Below are 15,144 nucleotides of genomic sequence, written 5' to 3'. Positions count from 1 at the left end.
ATAAACGCTATATTCGGAGCGCGTCATGTGGCAAGTGGTGACCGTCGAACGGTTTGACGACTGGTTTTTAGCGCTCAACAACGCCCAGCAAACAAGCATCCTGGCGGCGATCTACAAATTGCAGACGTTCGGTCCGCAATTGGCGCGGCCGCATGCCGATACGCTGCATTTTTCCGACGCGGTCCGGCAGTTGAAGGAGCTGCGCATTCAACATCGCGGGCGCCCTTTCAGGGTGTTTTTCGCCTTTGATCCACAGCGGCAAGCGGTATTGCTGTGCGGCGGCGATAAAACCGGCGACAAACGCTTTTACCAGCGCATGTTGCCCATCGCCGCCATGGAGTTTTCACATTATCTGGCAACCCGGAGGTAATGCAGATGGCCAAACCTTTATCCCAACTGATCGATAAACTCGATCCCGCCGTCGTTGCCGCCGCCAGGCAAAAAGCGGATCAGGAGATTTTCGAGCTGCGGCTGGCGATGCTGAGGGAAGAGTTGGCGGTTTCTCAGGTTGAATTGGCGAAGCGGCTCGGCATCAGCCAACCCTCCGTCGCCAATTTGGAAAAGCGCGGCAGCGAAATCAAACTGTCGTCGCTCAAACGCTATATCGAGGCGATGGGCGGCACGCTGTCGCTGGATGTGCAATTGCCCAATGGCCAGCACCGCCGCATGACGCTGTGAAGCGGGCGCCAGGCGCCCGCCCGCTGATCAGATAAGTTCCAGCGCGATCAGTTCTTCGATGGTCTGGCGGCGGCGGATCAAACGCGGCTCGCCGTTTTCGAACAGCACTTCAGGCAACAGCGGACGGCTGTTGTAGTTGGAGGACATCGACGCGCCGTAAGCGCCGGTATCGTGGAACACCAGATAATCGCCGATCTGCACCGGCGGCAGCTCGCGGGTTTCCACGCCGCCGCCCGCCTGCTGGGTAAACACGTCGCCGGATTCGCACAACGGCCCGGCGATCACCGTGTCGCGCAGCGCTTGCCCCGAGGTATCGCGCCCATCGGCCGGCAACAGCGAAATATGGTGGTAACTGCCGTACATCGCCGGGCGCATCAGATCGTTAAAACCGGCGTCCACCAGCACGAAGTGGCGGCTGCCCATGTCTTTTACCGCCCGCACTTCGGCCACCAAGACGCCCGCTTCCGCCATCAGGAAACGCCCGGGTTCGATCTCCAGCTGTACCGGATGCCCCAGATGCGCGGCGATGCGTTCACGCGCCCGGTTCCACAAACCGAAATAGTGTTCGGTATCGATCGCCTCTTCGCCGTACTGATACGGGATAGACAGGCCACCGCCGGCGGAAATGGCGCTGATGTCATGACCGAGATCGATCACCTGCTGCACCATCGCATCGCAGACCCGCTCCAGATGCTGGTAATCGACGCCGGAGCCGATATGCATATGCACGCCGATCAGCTTCAGGCCGTAGCGGCGAATTTTCTCCACCGCCTGCGGCAGGTCGGCATACCAGATGCCGTGCTTGCTGTTCTCGCCGCCGGTGTTGGTTTTCTGGCTGTGGCCGTGGCCAAACCCCGGGTTAATGCGCAGCCACACCGGATGCCCTGCGGAAACCTGGCCGAGCTGATCCAGCATGTCGATGGAACCGGCGTTAACCGGGATCTTCAATTCGCTGACGCGCGCCAGCGTGGCGTGATCCAACACGTCCGCGGTAAACACGATCTCGCTCGGTTCGCCTCCTGGCTGAAAGCCGGCCTGCAGCGCCCGTTCGATCTCGCCCAGCGACACCGAATCCACCTTCACGCCCTGCTCGCGCATCAAGCGCAAAATATGAATGTTCGAACAGGCCTTCTGCGCGAAACGGATAGTGTCGAAGTGGCGCAGCTGAGCGATGCGCTGGCTGATGATGTCCGCATCATAGGCCCAGACCGGGCAACCGAAACGCTGCGGCAAGGCCAGCAGGTTAGCGGCGTTCAACGCGGTGGAGGTGTCGTGCAACGGGCGTGGCATGGCGATATTCCCAATTCGAAAATGACGGCAGATAAAGCCATAGTGCCGCACGCTGAATCGAGTGGAAAATATCTATTTAGCCGTAGTCTATTCATTTATGATATGGCTTTCTCTACAGTCGAGCGGCCTCGCCATGCACAGTATCTCTTTGCGGCAGATCGAAATCTTTCGGGCGGTGATGACCACCGGCAACCTGACCGAGGCGGCAGCCCTGCTGCAAACCTCGCAACCGACCGTCAGCCGCGAGCTGGCGCGCTTTGAAAAGCTGATTCGGCTGCAGCTGTTCGACCGGGTGCGCGGGCGTTTGTCCCCCACCGTGCAAGGGTTACGGTTGTTCGAAGAGGTACAGCGCTCCTATTACGGCCTCGATCGCATCGTCAACGCCGCCGCCGGCATCCGCCAGTTTCAGCAGGCGCAGCTGTCGATCGTGTGCCTGCCGGTATTCTCCCAATCGCTGCTGCCGGCGGTGTGCCAACCCTTTATCGAACGTTATCCGGAAGTCAGCTTCAGCGTGATCCCGCAAGAGTCGCCGCTGCTGGAAGAGTGGCTGTCTGCCCAGCGCCACGATCTCGGGCTGACGGAAACCACCCTCACGCCGGCGGGCACCGAACGGGTGACGCTGATGACGTTGAACGAAGTGTGCGTGCTGCCGACGGGCCACCCGCTGCTGGTAAAAGACCAGCTGACGCCGCAGGACTTCGCCGGGCAGAACTTTATCAGCCTGTCGAGCACCGACAGCTATCGTCACTTGCTGGATGCGCTGTTCGGCGAACAGGGCGTCGAGCGCCGCATGGTGATGGAAACGCACAGTGCGGCGTCGGTGTGCGCCATGGTGAGAGCCGGCGTGGGGGTGTCGATCGTTAACCCGCTGACGGCGCTCGACTATGCCGGCAGCGGCGTGCACGTGCGGCCGTTCAGCATCGACGTGCCGTTCACCGTCAGCCTGATCCGGCCGCTGCACCGCCCTTCATCGGCGCTGGTCACGGCCTTTATCGACCATCTGCATCAGCAGGCGGCACGCTTCTCCGCCCGGCTGGCCGCCGCTGTCAGGCGCTGAAAGCGACCAGGGAATATTGCCGAGACCTTAGCGCAGCGTCGCCTGCCACTGCGGATCGGTGGCGAACCACTCCACCAGAAAGTCCAGCATGGTGCGCAAGGTGGCGGGCATCTGGCGACGCGAGGTGTAGATGCCGTAGATGCCCATCGACTGCGGCCGGTAATCCGGCAACAATTCGACCAGTTCGCCGCTGGCCAGCAGCGGGGCCGCCGAATAATAGGGCTGCATGGAAATGCCCGCGCCCTGCACCGTGCCGGCCATCAACACCACCGACTCGTTGGCGCTCAGGTTGCCGCTGACCGCCACCGCCGATTTCACCCCCTGAGCATCGAAGTGCCACAGGCTTTTGCCGAAATAGGAGTAGGTCAGGCAGTTGTGCAACGCCAGATCCTGCGGTTGGCGCGGGGTGCCGTGTGCCGCCAGATACGCCGGCGCGGCGCACACCACCGATGCGCAGGTGGACAGCGGACGGGCGATCAGGTTGGGATCCAGCTCGTTGGTGATGCGCAGCGCCAGATCGATGCGCTCTTCCACCAGGTTCACCGCCCGGTTGTTCATCTGCAGATCGACCGCCACCTGCGGGTGACGCTTCAGATACTGAGCGACCGCCCCCACCAGCGCCGTTTGCCCGAGCGACTGCGAACAGGTAATGCGCAGCAGGCCGCGCAGTTCGTCGCTCTGCCCTTCCTCCACCAGGTCGATCTCTCCCGCCAGCGCCAGCATTTGTCGGCAACGTTCCAGAGTACGCTCACCGGCGTCGGTCAGACTAAGCTTACGGGTAGTGCGGTGCAGTAAACGCGCGCCGGCCCATTGCTCCATCTGCGCCAGGTAGCGCGTCACCATCGCGCGCGACATCTCCAGCGTTTCCGCGGCGGCGATCATGCTGCCGCGATCGACGATGGTGACAAAAACTTCAGCGGCGGTAATGCGATCCATGATTAGTCCGATTTATGCAACGAATAATTGCTTATTATCCGGTTTTTCTATCGCTTTATGCAACCTAACATCGTTACAACATTAACCGATACCTAAGGACCTCTGCCCATGTTTAAGAAATCACTGTTAACTCTGGCCTTCACCGGCGTCGCCACCCTGAGCACCTACGCCACCGCTGCCGATACCCTGACCATGGAAGTGTATAACCCGGGCGAGAAAAGCGTGTTCCCGGTGTCTTCCGAAATCGTCAGCGGCCAACACGAAGTGGCGCTGATTGACGCTCAGTTCCAGCGTAACGATGCCGAAGAGCTGGTGAAAAAGATCAAGGCGACCGGCAAGAAGCTGACCACCGTTTATATCAGCCACTCAGACCCGGATTTCTATTTCGGTCTGGACGTGATTAAGGCGGCCTTCCCGGAGGCGAAAATCATCGCTTCGCCTGGCACCATCAAGGACATCAACGCCACCAAAGACGGCAAAGTCGCCTATTGGGGCCCGATCCTGAAAGACAACGCGCCGAAAACCGTGATCGTGCCGCAGCCGCTGCAGGGCGACAGCTTCACCATCGACGGCCAGAAAGTGGAAGTGAAAGGCCTGAACGGCCCGACCCCCGATCGCACCTTCGTCTGGATCCCGGCGCTGAAAGCGGTCGTGGGCGGCGTCGCGGTCGCCGGTGACAATATCCATCCGTGGATCGCCGACAACCAGACCGTGGAATCGCGCCAGCACTGGCAGCAGACGCTGAAAAACATCGAAGCGCTGAAGCCGCAGGTCGTCGTGCCGGGCCACTTCCTGCCGGGTGCCGCACAGACGCTGGCATCGGTGCACTTTACCCAGAAATACCTGACCACGCTGGAAGCCGAACTGCCGAAGGCCAAGGATTCCGCCGCGCTGATTGAAGCGATGAAAAAGCACTACCCGACGCTGAAAGACGAATCGAGCCTGGAACTGAGCGCGAAAGTGCTGAAAGGCGAGATGAAGTGGCCGCAATAAGCGCCCCTGCGTGATTGAGCCAGCCCTGGCGTCGCGGCGAGCTGCCGCGCGCCAAGCGAGGAGTAAAAGTAAAGATGACCGAAACCACTCTGCATTACATTTTCGATCCGCTGTGTGGCTGGTGCTATGGCGCCGCGCCGCTGGTGAAAGCGGCTCAGAGCCTCCCCGGGCTGAAGATCGTGCCGCACGCCGGCGGCATGATGACCGGCAACAATCGCCGCCAGATCACCGACGAGTGGCGCAACTACGTCATTCCGCACGACAAACGCATCGCCGAAATGACGGGCCAGCCGTTCGGCGAAGCCTATTTCAACGGCCTGCTGCGCGACACCACGGCGGTGATGGATTCCGAACCGCCGATCACCGCTATCCTGGCGGCGGAAAAGCTGTCTGGACGCGGGCTGGATATGTTGCACCGCATTCAACAGGCACACTATAAGGAAGGCCGGCGCATCGCCGACACGCCGGTGCTGGAGGCGTTGGCGAAAGAGCTGGGGTTGCCTTCGGCGGCGTTTATCGCCGAAATGCGCTTCAACAGCGGCGCACCGACCGCGCAACACATCGCGGAAAGCCGGGCGCTGCTGGCCAAAGTGCAAGGCCAGGGCTTCCCGACCTTTGCGCTGCAGGATAGTGATGGCCGCCTGCATCTGCTGCCGGCCGGCAACTATCTGGGTAATGTGGAAGCCTGGAAAAACCTGCTGGGCGCCGCCGCGCTGGCGTAACCCTCCTCGCCCCGGTTGTCGGGGCGGGTCATTCGACCCGCACGAATCGCCCTTCCGCCCGCACGTTGTGGCCGAACCCGCAATCCCCCCGCGTATGCATCTCCAGCGCTTGTTCGCCAAACTCCATCGTCACGTCGCAGACCTGCGCGCTGTCCGACTCGTGCTGGTGGTAGACGGCCTTGCCGTGCTCAATTGGCAGCTCGGCGGAGAAGTCGCCCATGTTCGGGCCGTAATACAGCCCCATCTGCGGCATGGCGTAGCCGGAGAAATCGATCAGCCAGCGCTCGCCCTGCGGCTTCACCACCACTTCGCTCCACACGCCGCGCCCGGCGTATTGCCAGTACACGCCGCCCGGCCCCTGCGGCTGCGGCCGCTGCGCCAGCCGTTGGCGCAACAGGCTCAGGTTGTGCTGCGATTTGTCATCGTGCGGCGCCAGCGCCAGATAGGCCTGCGCCTTGAGCAATTCGCCGGCGTGCATCAGCGACAGCGCCACGTTGTTGTAAGCCGTGGCGACGGCCTGCTCGCTCAGGCCGCAAAACTCGCTCCAGGCCGCCTGATCGCGAAAGATGTCGGCGGCTTTGGCGTAATCTTGCCGCTGATAGGCCTTTTTTCCCAGTTCGGCGTAGCTCGCCACCTTTTGACAGTCGGCGGCAATGTCCGGCTCGTCAATGTGCGCCCAGGCCCGGGCGCTGGCGAAGACGCCGCAGGTCAGCAACAGGGGAAACCAAGCCTTCATCGTTTATCCTTTCTGCAAAAATTCGGCGCCAGTATAACCGCCCTGCGCCGGAGTGTATGCCGCAATTGCGCCCGCCAGCGTGCCGCTGACGATTCAGCCGCATTATTTCAAACGGTTAGCGGAGTCAAAACTGCTTACAGTCGCGGTTTGTTTGTTACCGGCCCGCAGCCCATGCTGAACAAAATACCGCAATTATCGAGCCGTTATGAACGCAACCCCCTTGCAGAAACACGCCGTGTGGCAGCTGATCAAACCCTTTTGGGTGTCTGAGGAGCGATGGCGCGCCTGGGCGATGCTGATCGCCATCGTCATCCTGTCGCTCGGTCTGGTCTATATCAGCGTGCAGATCAACCAGTGGAACCAGGTGTTCTACGATGCGTTGCAGAACAAAAACTACCCGGTGTTCAAGGCGCAGCTGTGGCGCTTCACCTATCTGGCGCTGATCTTCATCGTGCTGGCGGTCTACAAGATCTACCTGACTCAGGGGCTGCAGATGCGCTGGCGGCGCTGGATGACGGAAAAGTTCATGGGAAAATGGCTGGCGCACCAGGCGTATTACCATACCGAGCAGCAGCAGATCGTCGATAACCCCGACCAGCGTATCGCCGAAGATCTCAACGTATTGACCCAATATACCCTGTCACTGTCGCTCGGGCTGCTCTCCAGCCTGGTGACGCTGTTTTCCTTTATCGACATTTTATGGCACGTCAGCGGGCCGATGACCTTCGCGCTCGGTCAACACGCCATCACCTTGCCCGGCTATATGGTGTGGTTCGCGCTGCTGTATGCGGTGCTGGGATCGCTGCTGATCTGGTGGGTTGGCAAACCGCTGGTCATGCTGGGCTTTAACCAGGAGCGGTATGAGGCGAACTTCCGTTTCGGCCTGATCCGCATCCGCGAAAACAACGATGCCATTGCGCTATACCACGGCGAACCGCGCGAGGTGCAACAGTTGGGTGGCCGTTTCGACACCATTCGCAGCAACTGGTGGGCGATCATGCGCATCACCCGGCGGCTCAACATCGCCACCAACTTCTACGGCCAGTTCGCCATCGTGTTTCCCCTGCTGGTGGCGGCGCCGCGCTACTTCTCCGGCGCCATTCAGATGGGCGGCCTGATGCAGATCGCCTCGGCCTTCGGCCAGGTACAGGGTGCGCTTTCGTGGTTTATCGACGCGTTTAACGACTTGGCGACCTGGAAAGCCTGCGTTAACCGTTTGGCCGGCTTCAACGCCGCTGTCGATCAGGTTCACCATCAGCCGCGCGGCATTCAGTTGCGGGAAGAGAGCGCCCATCCGTTGACGCTGGATAACCTCAGCCTGAACTTGCCCGACGGCCAACCGCTGCTGGCCGGCGCCGAGATGACGCTGCAACGCGGCGATCGCCTGCTGATCGTCGGCCCTTCCGGCTGCGGCAAGTCGACGCTGCTGCGGGCCATCGCCGGTATCTGGCCTTACGGCGCGGGCGCCATCGGGGTGGCGGCCAACGCCAACACGCTGTTCCTGCCCCAGCGCAGCTACATTCCGATCGGCACGCTGCGCGAGGCGCTGAGCTACCCGAGCCTGGCGTCAGAATACAGCGACGAACAGTTGATGCGGGTGCTGGAAAACTGCCGTCTGAAACACCTGCAGCGCTGGCTGGATACCTCCGCTAACTGGAGCCATCGCCTGTCGCCGGGTGAGCAACAGCGGCTGGCGTTCGCCCGCGCCCTGTTGATTCGCCCGAACCTCCTGTTCCTCGACGAAGCCACCAGCGCGCTGGACGACGAAACCGAGCAACTGATGTACTGCCTGCTGGTGGATGAACTGCCGGACATGACGCTGATCAGCGTAGCGCACCGCAACAGCGTGGCGAAGTACCACCAGACCTGCTGGCGCTTCAGCCGCGGCGAAGACCAACCGGCGCGCCTGGCGCTGAGCCCGTTGCCGGCATAACTCACGAAGCCGGGCGCAGGCGCGCCCGGTTTTCGTTCAGATGCCATCGGCCTGTGCGTCTTCGCACTTCACCCGGCGGCGTTCATGCCACAGGCTGGTCAGCCCGCGTTTACCGCACGCCAAAGCCATCTCGCGAAATTCATCCAGGCTCAGCCCATCGCGCTCCAGCATCATTTCCGCCGCCAACTGCATGTTGACGCCGGTCAGCACTTCACAATCGCCCTGCGCATCCGCCAGCTCGCAGGCGCTGCGAAACGGCGAACCGCCGAGCATATCGGTCAGGAACACCACACCGTCCGGCTGCGCCACCGCCGCCAGCGCCGAGCGTAAGGCGTCGTTGAGCTGCGCGGTACTCATCTGTTCGGGGAAATCGACCGCCGCACAGTGCCGCTGCGGCCCCACCACCTGTTCCACCGCCTGCAACAGCCCGGTGGCAAAACCGCCGTGGCCGGTAATCACAATGCCTGGCATAGCCCGCTCCTCACAAAATACCGATAAATTTGCCCGCCACGCCGATGACTACGGTGACGCCAATCAGCTTCACCGGCGAGAATCCGCGCTTCATCAGGAAGAAAATGAGCAGCGTGAAACACAGCGGCAACAAGTTGGGCATCAGCTTGTCCAGCACGTCGGTCTGCAGCGCCACGCTGGCCTTGCCGGCATGCATCACCAGCGGCGTGGACAGGTGCACATACGAGGCCACCAGCGCGCCGATCACCGTCATGCCGACGATCGACGCGGCGTGAGAAATGCGCCGGGTGTGGGTCTTCAGCAGCGCCAGCGCGCTGGTGCCGGCCTGATAGCCGTAGTGCGCCAGCCCAAAACGCAGGCCGAAGTGGAACAGGTTGAACAGCAGCAGGAAAACGATCGGCCCGAACAGGCTGCCCTCCAATGCCAGCGAAGCGCCTATGCCGGCGCAGATCGGCAGCAGCGTCAGCCAAAACAGCGCGTCGCCGATACCGCCGAGCGGCCCCATCAGCGCCACTTTCACCGCGCGAATGGTGGAGATCTTCTCCTTATTCTGCTCCATCGCCAACACCAAACCGGACAGGAAGGTGACGTCGAACGGGTGCACGTTGATAAATTCCATGTGCATCTTCATCGAGTTGGCCAGATCCTGCGGGTTGCGGTGGATCTTGCGCAGCGCGGGGATCAGCTGATACAGCCAGCCGCCCGCCTGCATGCGCTCGTAGTTGAACGACGCCTGCAACAGCAGCGAACGCCAGGCCATGCGGTTGATGTCGCCGCGCGTCAGCGCTTCGGCGGGCTGGCTGTCCAGATAATCGTCCTGTTCCACCTGGCTGGTGGCCAGCGCCTGCGCCATGCGCTGCTCGGCTTTTTGCGCCAACAGATCGTCGGAATCGTTAAATGCCATCTTCGGCGTCCTCCTGCGGAGCGGGCCGGGCGGTTGCCTCTGCCGCGCCGCGTTGCGTGTTGAAGAAGTCGATCAGAGCGATCGCCAGAGCCCCCAGCGCCACCGCCAGGATCGGCAGCTTGAGAAACGTGACCGAGATGAAACCGAGGATAAAATAGGCCACGTAGGTTTTTTTCATCATCACTTTCATCAGCAGCGAGAAACCGATCGCCGGCATCATGCCGCCCGCCACCGCCAGCCCGTCCAGCAGCCAGCCCGGCGCCTTCTGCACCATGGCGCTGGCCGCATCGGCGCCGAAGTAAATCGGCAGGAACGCCACCACGAAATAGAAGATGAACAGAATGCTGATGCCCAGGTAATTCACCCGTTCGATGCCACGCCAGTTCAGCGCTTTCACCATGCGATCGCAGCGGTGCATCATCGGTGAGAACAGCGTAAACAGCAGCGTGATGCAGCCCTGCACCGCTATCGAGAACGGCACCGCCACGCCGATCGCCACTTTAGGATCGGCCTTGGTCAGAATGGCGAACGCGGTGCCGATCACCCCGCCGATCACCACGTTCGGCGGTTGGGCGCCCGCCAGCGGCACCATCCCCATCCACACCAGCTCCAGCGTGCCGCCCACCAGCAACCCGGTGTAGACATCGCCCAAAATCAGCCCCACCAGCGGCCCCATCACCACCGGCCGGTGGAAGTGGGTCAGACCGTCGAACAGGTCAACCCCCGCCAGCCCGGCCAACAGCGCAATCAATAACGCATCCGTCAACATGCTTTCCCCCTGGCTCAAAAGAGCAGTTTGCCGATCGCCTCGCCCGCTTCATCCGGCACCCGGCGCACTTCGCACTCCACGCCCAGCTCCGCCAGCGCGCGGAACGCGGCCACGTCGCCGTCGTCCAGCGACACCGTTTTGTGCACCTGCCGCTTCCCCTCGGCGAAGTGCATATTGCCGACGTTGACGAAACGGATCGGCACCCCGCCGCGCACCAGCGTCAACACATCCTGCGGCGTTTTGCACACCAGAAAGATCTTCTGCCGATCCGCCGCCTTGTGGATCACGTCAATGGTTTTCTGCAGCGTGAAATAACGGGTCTGCACCCCTTCCGCCACCACCATGTCCATCAGGTTCTGCTGCACCGGATCGGCGGCGGCCTCGTCGTTGGCCACCACCACCAGGTTGGCGCCGAGGGTATTGGTCCAGGTCACGCCTACCTGGCCGTGCACCAGGCGATTGTCGATGCGGGTCATTAAAATGTTCGGCATATCAGCGGCCCTCCGGGTAACAGGCGGCGTGGTAATCGTCGAGCACCTGCGTCACTTTATGCAGCACCCACTCCTGCGGATCGGCGCTCAATTCGCCGGCGTTCAGCGCCCGCGCCTGATCCGGCAGGTACTGGCTGAGCAGCGCCAGCGGCGCCGGGCTGCGGCGCAGGTTGTCCAGCAAACCGTCGACCGCCTGCTGCACCTGCGGCTGCGGCCAGTAGTAACGCACCCGATCGCTCAGGCTGTAGTGGCGATCGAGGTACTGTTGGTGCGGCGTGCCGTGGTAATAGCGGCTCCACTGCTGCGGCTGCTCGCGCATCACCTGCTCCAGCGTGGCGCACAGCTGCGCCGACTGACGTTCCCCCAGCCATTCGCGTTCGATGCGATCGAGGGCGAACAGCGCTTCGCGCAGCGCGAAGGTCAGCGCCGGCCCCACCTTCAGGATGGCGAAATGATCGCGCACCAGTTGGCGGTAGACCTGCGGCGGCTGATAGTCCGTGGAGTGCGCTTCATAGATCATGCCCGGCTGCCGTTCAATGAAATGGCTCAATGCGTCGGCGCGCTGTGGCTGGTAGTGCTCAACGCTGTGGTGATCGAACTCAACGCCCGGCTGCACCACCAGCGCAATAGTTCGCTGCCAGGCAGCGTTCAGCTCGGCCTTTTGCCAGGCGATACGATGGGTTTCCAGCGTTTGCGCCACCGCCTGCGGCGTGGTGACCTGCAGACCCGCCAGCGCCTCCTGCGCGCCGCCCGGCACCGGCACTTCGGTGCCGATCACATAGACCGGCGCTTCACCGCCGCTCTGCGCCCAGGCGCGTTCCGCTACCGCGCACAGGCGCGCCGCCCGCTCGGCAACCGTGGCATCCCCCAGAGGCGAGGGATCATCGGCGCACGACATGGAACAATCGAGGTGAATTTTGCGAAATCCGGCGCGAACGTAATCGTCTATCAAGGTTTCCGCCAGCGCCATCGCTTCCTGAGCCGGGCGATCTTGCCAAGCGTTGGGCCCCAGATGATCGCCGCCCAGCCACACGCGCTCGCGCGCCAGGCCCACTTCATCCGCCAGACGCCACAGCGCATCGCGGAACTGGGTCGCCGTTTGGCCGGTATAGCCGCCGAACTGATTGACCTGATTGGACGTCGCCTCCACCAACACCGGCGTGCCACGCGCTTTGGCCTGCCGCAGCGCGGCCTTCAGAACCCAGGGATGGGCGGAACAGACGGAAAAGATCCCGACCGGCATACCGGCCTTGTGCTGCTCGACAAGCTGTAACAACTGCTGCATGAAGCCCCCATGCAGGCGCCGTGCTACCGATCGGCGATGATGACCTCAACGCCCAGCTCGGTTAACGCCCGCTCGTAATCGTCCGGAAGACGGCTGTCGGTGATCAGCCGATGGATTTGTCCGGCTTCGCGAATCATGCAAAAGCTTTTGCGACCGAATTTGCTGGCATCCGCCACCGCGATAATCTCGCGCGCCACCTCGCACATCACGCGATTGAGGTGCGCTTCACCGGGGTGAGGCGTGGTGATGCCGGCGCTCAGATCGAACCCGTCGACGCCCAAAAACAGTTTGTCGAAGCGGTACTGACGCAATTGCTGCTCGGCAGCCGGACCGTAGAGCGAGTAAGAGTTGCGGCGCACGCTGCCCCCCAGCACCATGACTTCCACCCCGTCGTTTCCCGAAAGCTCGTAGGCAATGTTCAGCGCATTGGTCATCACCACCAGATCGCGCCGCCCCTTCAGGAACGGCACGATCTGCGCGGTGGTTGAACCGGAATCGAGGATCAGCGCATCGCCGTCGCGCACATAGCCGGCCGCCGCGTTGGCGATCAGCGTTTTGACGTCGCGATTCAACCGCCCTTTGTCCCGCAGCGGCCGATCGAAAGCGAATTGCTGATTGAGCATCGCGCCGCCGTAAGCGCGCAGCGCACACCCTTTTCGTTCCAGAAAGCGCAGATCGTTGCGGATCGTCACCGTGGATACCGCAAACTGTTTGCTGAGCTGCTCCACGCGCACGCTGCCGTGTTCGCATAACAGATCGATAATGTGTTCACGTCGCTTTGCGGTATTCACTGGCATGAGCTGCGGTCCTCAGGTTTCCGGCATCGCCGGGGAGAAGATGGCTTTCGCTCTACTGCGCTGGCATTACAGCAAAGCGAAAGCAATGAAATTGTGATCGGGCTTACAGCCCCGTTTTAGCAAAAAAACCGCCAAAAAACCTTTCGAATCGAAACGGATCGAAAATCCTAAAAGCGGAAGGGGGGAAAAGTGAAATGCCATGACGGGCGATACCCCCCGGAGCGCTGAGGCGTGGGCTGCACGGAAAGCGAAAGCGACGCATGGTGCGCCCCGCGCCATGACTTTTAGTTCACTCAGTGACCAGGATCACATAATGGCAATTATCCGTCGGCCAGCGGGGATTAACCGCCGCCATCCCGCCGGGCCGTCCCCTTGTCAGCACGAGCCATCTTCCCTACACTGGCGAACGGATACCGTCGATTTTCGGTACGTAAGCGTTAACGTCAATCAACGCATCACGCCATGCAGCACTGATTGACTGCATGCCCTGGTGCGAGGAACCCATGCCGCAACCCGCTTCACCCCCAGCGTCCACCGCGACCCCGCGTCGCCGGTTACACCGCCCTATTCTGCTGATCGTCGGCATTATGCTGATCGCGGCCAATTTGCGCGCCGCCCTGACCAGCGTCGGCCCGCTGCTGGAGCAGATCCAGCAACAGCTGGCGTTGTCCGCCACCGCCGCCGGCCTGATCAATTCGCTGCCGCTGATCCTGTTCGCCATCCTCTCGCCATTGACCCCGGCGCTGGCGAAACGCATCGGTATCGAGCGCACCTTGGGCCTCGCCCTCGCGCTGCTGATCTGCGGCATCACCCTGCGCTCCCTGCCGCAAGACGCCATGCTATGGCCGGGCAGCATCCTGATCGGCGCCGCCATCGCCTTCGCCAACGTGGTGCTGCCGACGCTGGTGAAAAGAGATTTCCCGCATCGCGCCGCCGCGATGATCGCCGCCTATGCGGCGGTGATGTCGCTGGTTGCCGCCATCGCTTCCGGTTTGGCCGTGCCACTGGCTTCGCTGGCCGACCTTGGCTGGCGGTTCTCCTTGTTATGCTGGGGCTTGCCTGCGCTGTTGGCGCTGCTGGTGTGGTTGCCGCAGCTGCGGCGCTCCGCCACACCCGCCGCTAAAGAGCCGCAGCCGACGGAGCCGCAACGCTATCGCTCTCCCTGGGGCAGCGCGCTGGGTTGGCAAGTGGCGATGTTCATGGGGCTGCAATCGATCGCCTTCTACACCATCATCGGGTGGTTCAGCGCTTTTGCCGCCAGCCACGGCACCTCCGCTCAGCAGGCGGGTTTCGAACTGTTCGTTTACCAGGTGGTGGCGATCGTCGCCAACTTTGTCATGGTGGTGATTTTGCCGCGGGCGCGCGATCAGCGGGCGATAGCGTTGGGCAGCTCGCTGCTGATCTTCATCGGCGTCGGGGGATTATTGGTGCAACCCGCCAGTTCACTGGTGTGGCTGACGTTTGCCGGGTTGGGGGCGGGGAGCTCGCTGGTACTGGCGCTGTCCTTCTTTGGATTGCGCAGTCAGCATCATCATCAGGCGACGCTGTTGTCGGGTATGGCGCAATCCGTCGGTTATCTGTTGGCGGCGCTGGGGCCCACCCTATTCGGCCTGCTGCACGATCTGACGGAAGGCTGGCGCTTGCCGTTGATCGCCCTGCTGGGCCTGACCGTCTTGCAAATGCTGTTCGGCGCGCTGGCCGGCCGCAGCCGCGTGATCAGCTAACGCTGCGGCGCAATGGGGGCCGCACGGGCTCAGAGTCGGTGTCCTGCCATAAATCATCAATAAAGGCGCGCTGCTCATCGCTCAGCACCCATGACGGCGGAATTTTGGACTGTGCGCGACGCTCAGCGCCCTCTCGGTTTTTAGCCTGCTTTTTGTTCACGAATCGCCTTCCTGCTTAACCTGCTAACTCAGTAACCAGTAAATCACGGCGGCGGTTAACAGCCAGAACAGCCCGCTACCGATAAACACACACAGCCATGCTCTACGTTTGATATCCGATCCATCCTTGCTCACCACAGCGCCCTCAACCAATAGATTAAACCATTCAAACAATAATTATTGATCTGTTTTAACGATC

At 61.9% G+C, this 15,144-nt stretch carries 17 protein-coding genes; 7 read left to right on the top strand and 10 right to left on the bottom strand.

Annotated features, from left to right (window positions below):
* Window positions 1-25: 25 nt before the first annotated feature.
* On the top strand, window positions 26-370 hold the full coding sequence (locus ACJ8IJ_RS14230; RefSeq protein WP_004931830.1) for a type II toxin-antitoxin system RelE/ParE family toxin: 345 nt from the start codon (window positions 26-28) through the stop codon (window positions 368-370).
* Window positions 371-375: 5 nt separating this feature from the next.
* Entirely contained in the window at window positions 376-678 is a 303-nt protein-coding gene (locus ACJ8IJ_RS14225) for a helix-turn-helix domain-containing protein (protein ID WP_004931828.1), read from the top strand.
* 27 nt (window positions 679-705) lie between these two features.
* Here the strand turns inward: ACJ8IJ_RS14225 and lysA are convergent, their stop codons facing one another.
* Window positions 706-1,968: a diaminopimelate decarboxylase gene (gene lysA / locus ACJ8IJ_RS14220; protein ID WP_021505676.1), complete on the bottom strand. Its 1,263-nt coding sequence runs from the start codon at window positions 1,966-1,968 to the stop codon at window positions 706-708.
* Between the two features lie 133 nt (window positions 1,969-2,101).
* On the opposite strand from lysA, the gene ACJ8IJ_RS14215 reads away from it, so the two are divergent.
* Window positions 2,102-3,025, top strand: coding sequence for a LysR family transcriptional regulator (locus ACJ8IJ_RS14215; protein ID WP_021505677.1), 924 nt, complete (start codon window positions 2,102-2,104; stop codon window positions 3,023-3,025).
* Window positions 3,026-3,052: 27 nt separating this feature from the next.
* On the opposite strand, the gene ACJ8IJ_RS14210 is transcribed toward ACJ8IJ_RS14215, so the two are convergent.
* Entirely contained in the window at window positions 3,053-3,961 is a 909-nt protein-coding gene (locus tag ACJ8IJ_RS14210) for a LysR family transcriptional regulator (RefSeq protein WP_015378928.1), read from the bottom strand.
* Between the two features lie 108 nt (window positions 3,962-4,069).
* Between ACJ8IJ_RS14210 and ACJ8IJ_RS14205 the strand changes: the two genes are divergently transcribed.
* Both ACJ8IJ_RS14205 and ACJ8IJ_RS14200 read left to right on the top strand, forming a co-directional pair.
* Window positions 4,070-4,954: an MBL fold metallo-hydrolase gene (locus tag ACJ8IJ_RS14205; protein ID WP_004931820.1), complete on the top strand. Its 885-nt coding sequence runs from the start codon at window positions 4,070-4,072 to the stop codon at window positions 4,952-4,954.
* A 74-nt stretch (window positions 4,955-5,028) separates the two neighbouring features.
* On the top strand, window positions 5,029-5,676 hold the full coding sequence (locus ACJ8IJ_RS14200) for a DsbA family protein (RefSeq protein ID WP_004931818.1): 648 nt from the start codon (window positions 5,029-5,031) through the stop codon (window positions 5,674-5,676).
* 28 nt (window positions 5,677-5,704) lie between these two features.
* On the opposite strand, the gene ACJ8IJ_RS14195 is transcribed toward ACJ8IJ_RS14200, so the two are convergent.
* Window positions 5,705-6,412, bottom strand: coding sequence for a tetratricopeptide repeat protein (locus ACJ8IJ_RS14195; RefSeq protein ID WP_131165564.1), 708 nt, complete (start codon window positions 6,410-6,412; stop codon window positions 5,705-5,707).
* Window positions 6,413-6,617: 205 nt separating this feature from the next.
* Here ACJ8IJ_RS14195 and ACJ8IJ_RS14190 point away from each other — a divergent pair, with 205 nt between their 5' ends.
* On the top strand, window positions 6,618-8,345 hold the full coding sequence (locus ACJ8IJ_RS14190; RefSeq protein WP_131165563.1) for an ABC transporter ATP-binding protein/permease: 1,728 nt from the start codon (window positions 6,618-6,620) through the stop codon (window positions 8,343-8,345).
* 36 nt (window positions 8,346-8,381) lie between these two features.
* Here the strand turns inward: ACJ8IJ_RS14190 and agaF are convergent, their stop codons facing one another.
* From agaF to agaR, 6 genes are read right to left on the bottom strand one after another with little or no spacing between them, the layout of a single operon-like run.
* Entirely contained in the window at window positions 8,382-8,816 is a 435-nt protein-coding gene (gene agaF / locus ACJ8IJ_RS14185; protein WP_004931813.1) for a PTS galactosamine/N-acetylgalactosamine transporter subunit IIA, read from the bottom strand.
* Between the two features lie 10 nt (window positions 8,817-8,826).
* The gene (locus ACJ8IJ_RS14180; protein ID WP_033632215.1) at window positions 8,827-9,720 is read right to left on the bottom strand and encodes a PTS system mannose/fructose/sorbose family transporter subunit IID; all 894 of its coding nucleotides are present in this window, start codon (window positions 9,718-9,720) and stop codon (window positions 8,827-8,829) included.
* The gene (gene agaW, locus ACJ8IJ_RS14175) at window positions 9,710-10,489 is read right to left on the bottom strand and encodes a PTS N-acetylgalactosamine transporter subunit IIC (protein ID WP_004931810.1); all 780 of its coding nucleotides are present in this window, start codon (window positions 10,487-10,489) and stop codon (window positions 9,710-9,712) included. Before agaW ends, ACJ8IJ_RS14180 begins: the two co-directional genes overlap by 11 nt.
* A gap of 14 nt (window positions 10,490-10,503) precedes the next feature.
* Window positions 10,504-10,980, bottom strand: coding sequence for a PTS N-acetylgalactosamine transporter subunit IIB (gene agaV / locus ACJ8IJ_RS14170; protein WP_004931808.1), 477 nt, complete (start codon window positions 10,978-10,980; stop codon window positions 10,504-10,506).
* A 1-nt stretch (window position 10,981) separates the two neighbouring features.
* Window positions 10,982-12,265, bottom strand: a complete 1,284-nt coding sequence (locus tag ACJ8IJ_RS14165) for a D-tagatose-bisphosphate aldolase, class II, non-catalytic subunit (RefSeq protein ID WP_004931807.1) — start codon at window positions 12,263-12,265, stop codon at window positions 10,982-10,984.
* Between the two features lie 23 nt (window positions 12,266-12,288).
* Window positions 12,289-13,062 (bottom strand): transcriptional repressor AgaR, encoded by a 774-nt coding sequence (gene agaR, locus ACJ8IJ_RS14160; RefSeq protein WP_004931804.1) that lies wholly within the window; start codon window positions 13,060-13,062, stop codon window positions 12,289-12,291.
* 503 nt (window positions 13,063-13,565) lie between these two features.
* Between agaR and ACJ8IJ_RS14155 the strand changes: the two genes are divergently transcribed.
* Complete coding sequence (locus ACJ8IJ_RS14155) at window positions 13,566-14,786, top strand: CynX/NimT family MFS transporter (protein WP_049186860.1); 1,221 nt, start codon at window positions 13,566-13,568, stop codon at window positions 14,784-14,786.
* A 183-nt stretch (window positions 14,787-14,969) separates the two neighbouring features.
* Here the strand turns inward: ACJ8IJ_RS14155 and ACJ8IJ_RS14150 are convergent, their stop codons facing one another.
* Window positions 14,970-15,083 (bottom strand): YmiA family putative membrane protein, encoded by a 114-nt coding sequence (locus tag ACJ8IJ_RS14150; protein WP_049232362.1) that lies wholly within the window; start codon window positions 15,081-15,083, stop codon window positions 14,970-14,972.
* Between the last annotated feature and the right edge of the window lie 61 nt (window positions 15,084-15,144).

The organism is Serratia sp. CY40230 (genome assembly GCF_052168835.1).
GTDB lineage: Bacteria > Pseudomonadota > Gammaproteobacteria > Enterobacterales > Enterobacteriaceae > Serratia > Serratia nematodiphila.
Note: the sequence above shows the minus strand (reverse complement) of the source record. Positions and strands in the feature narration are given on the sequence as shown.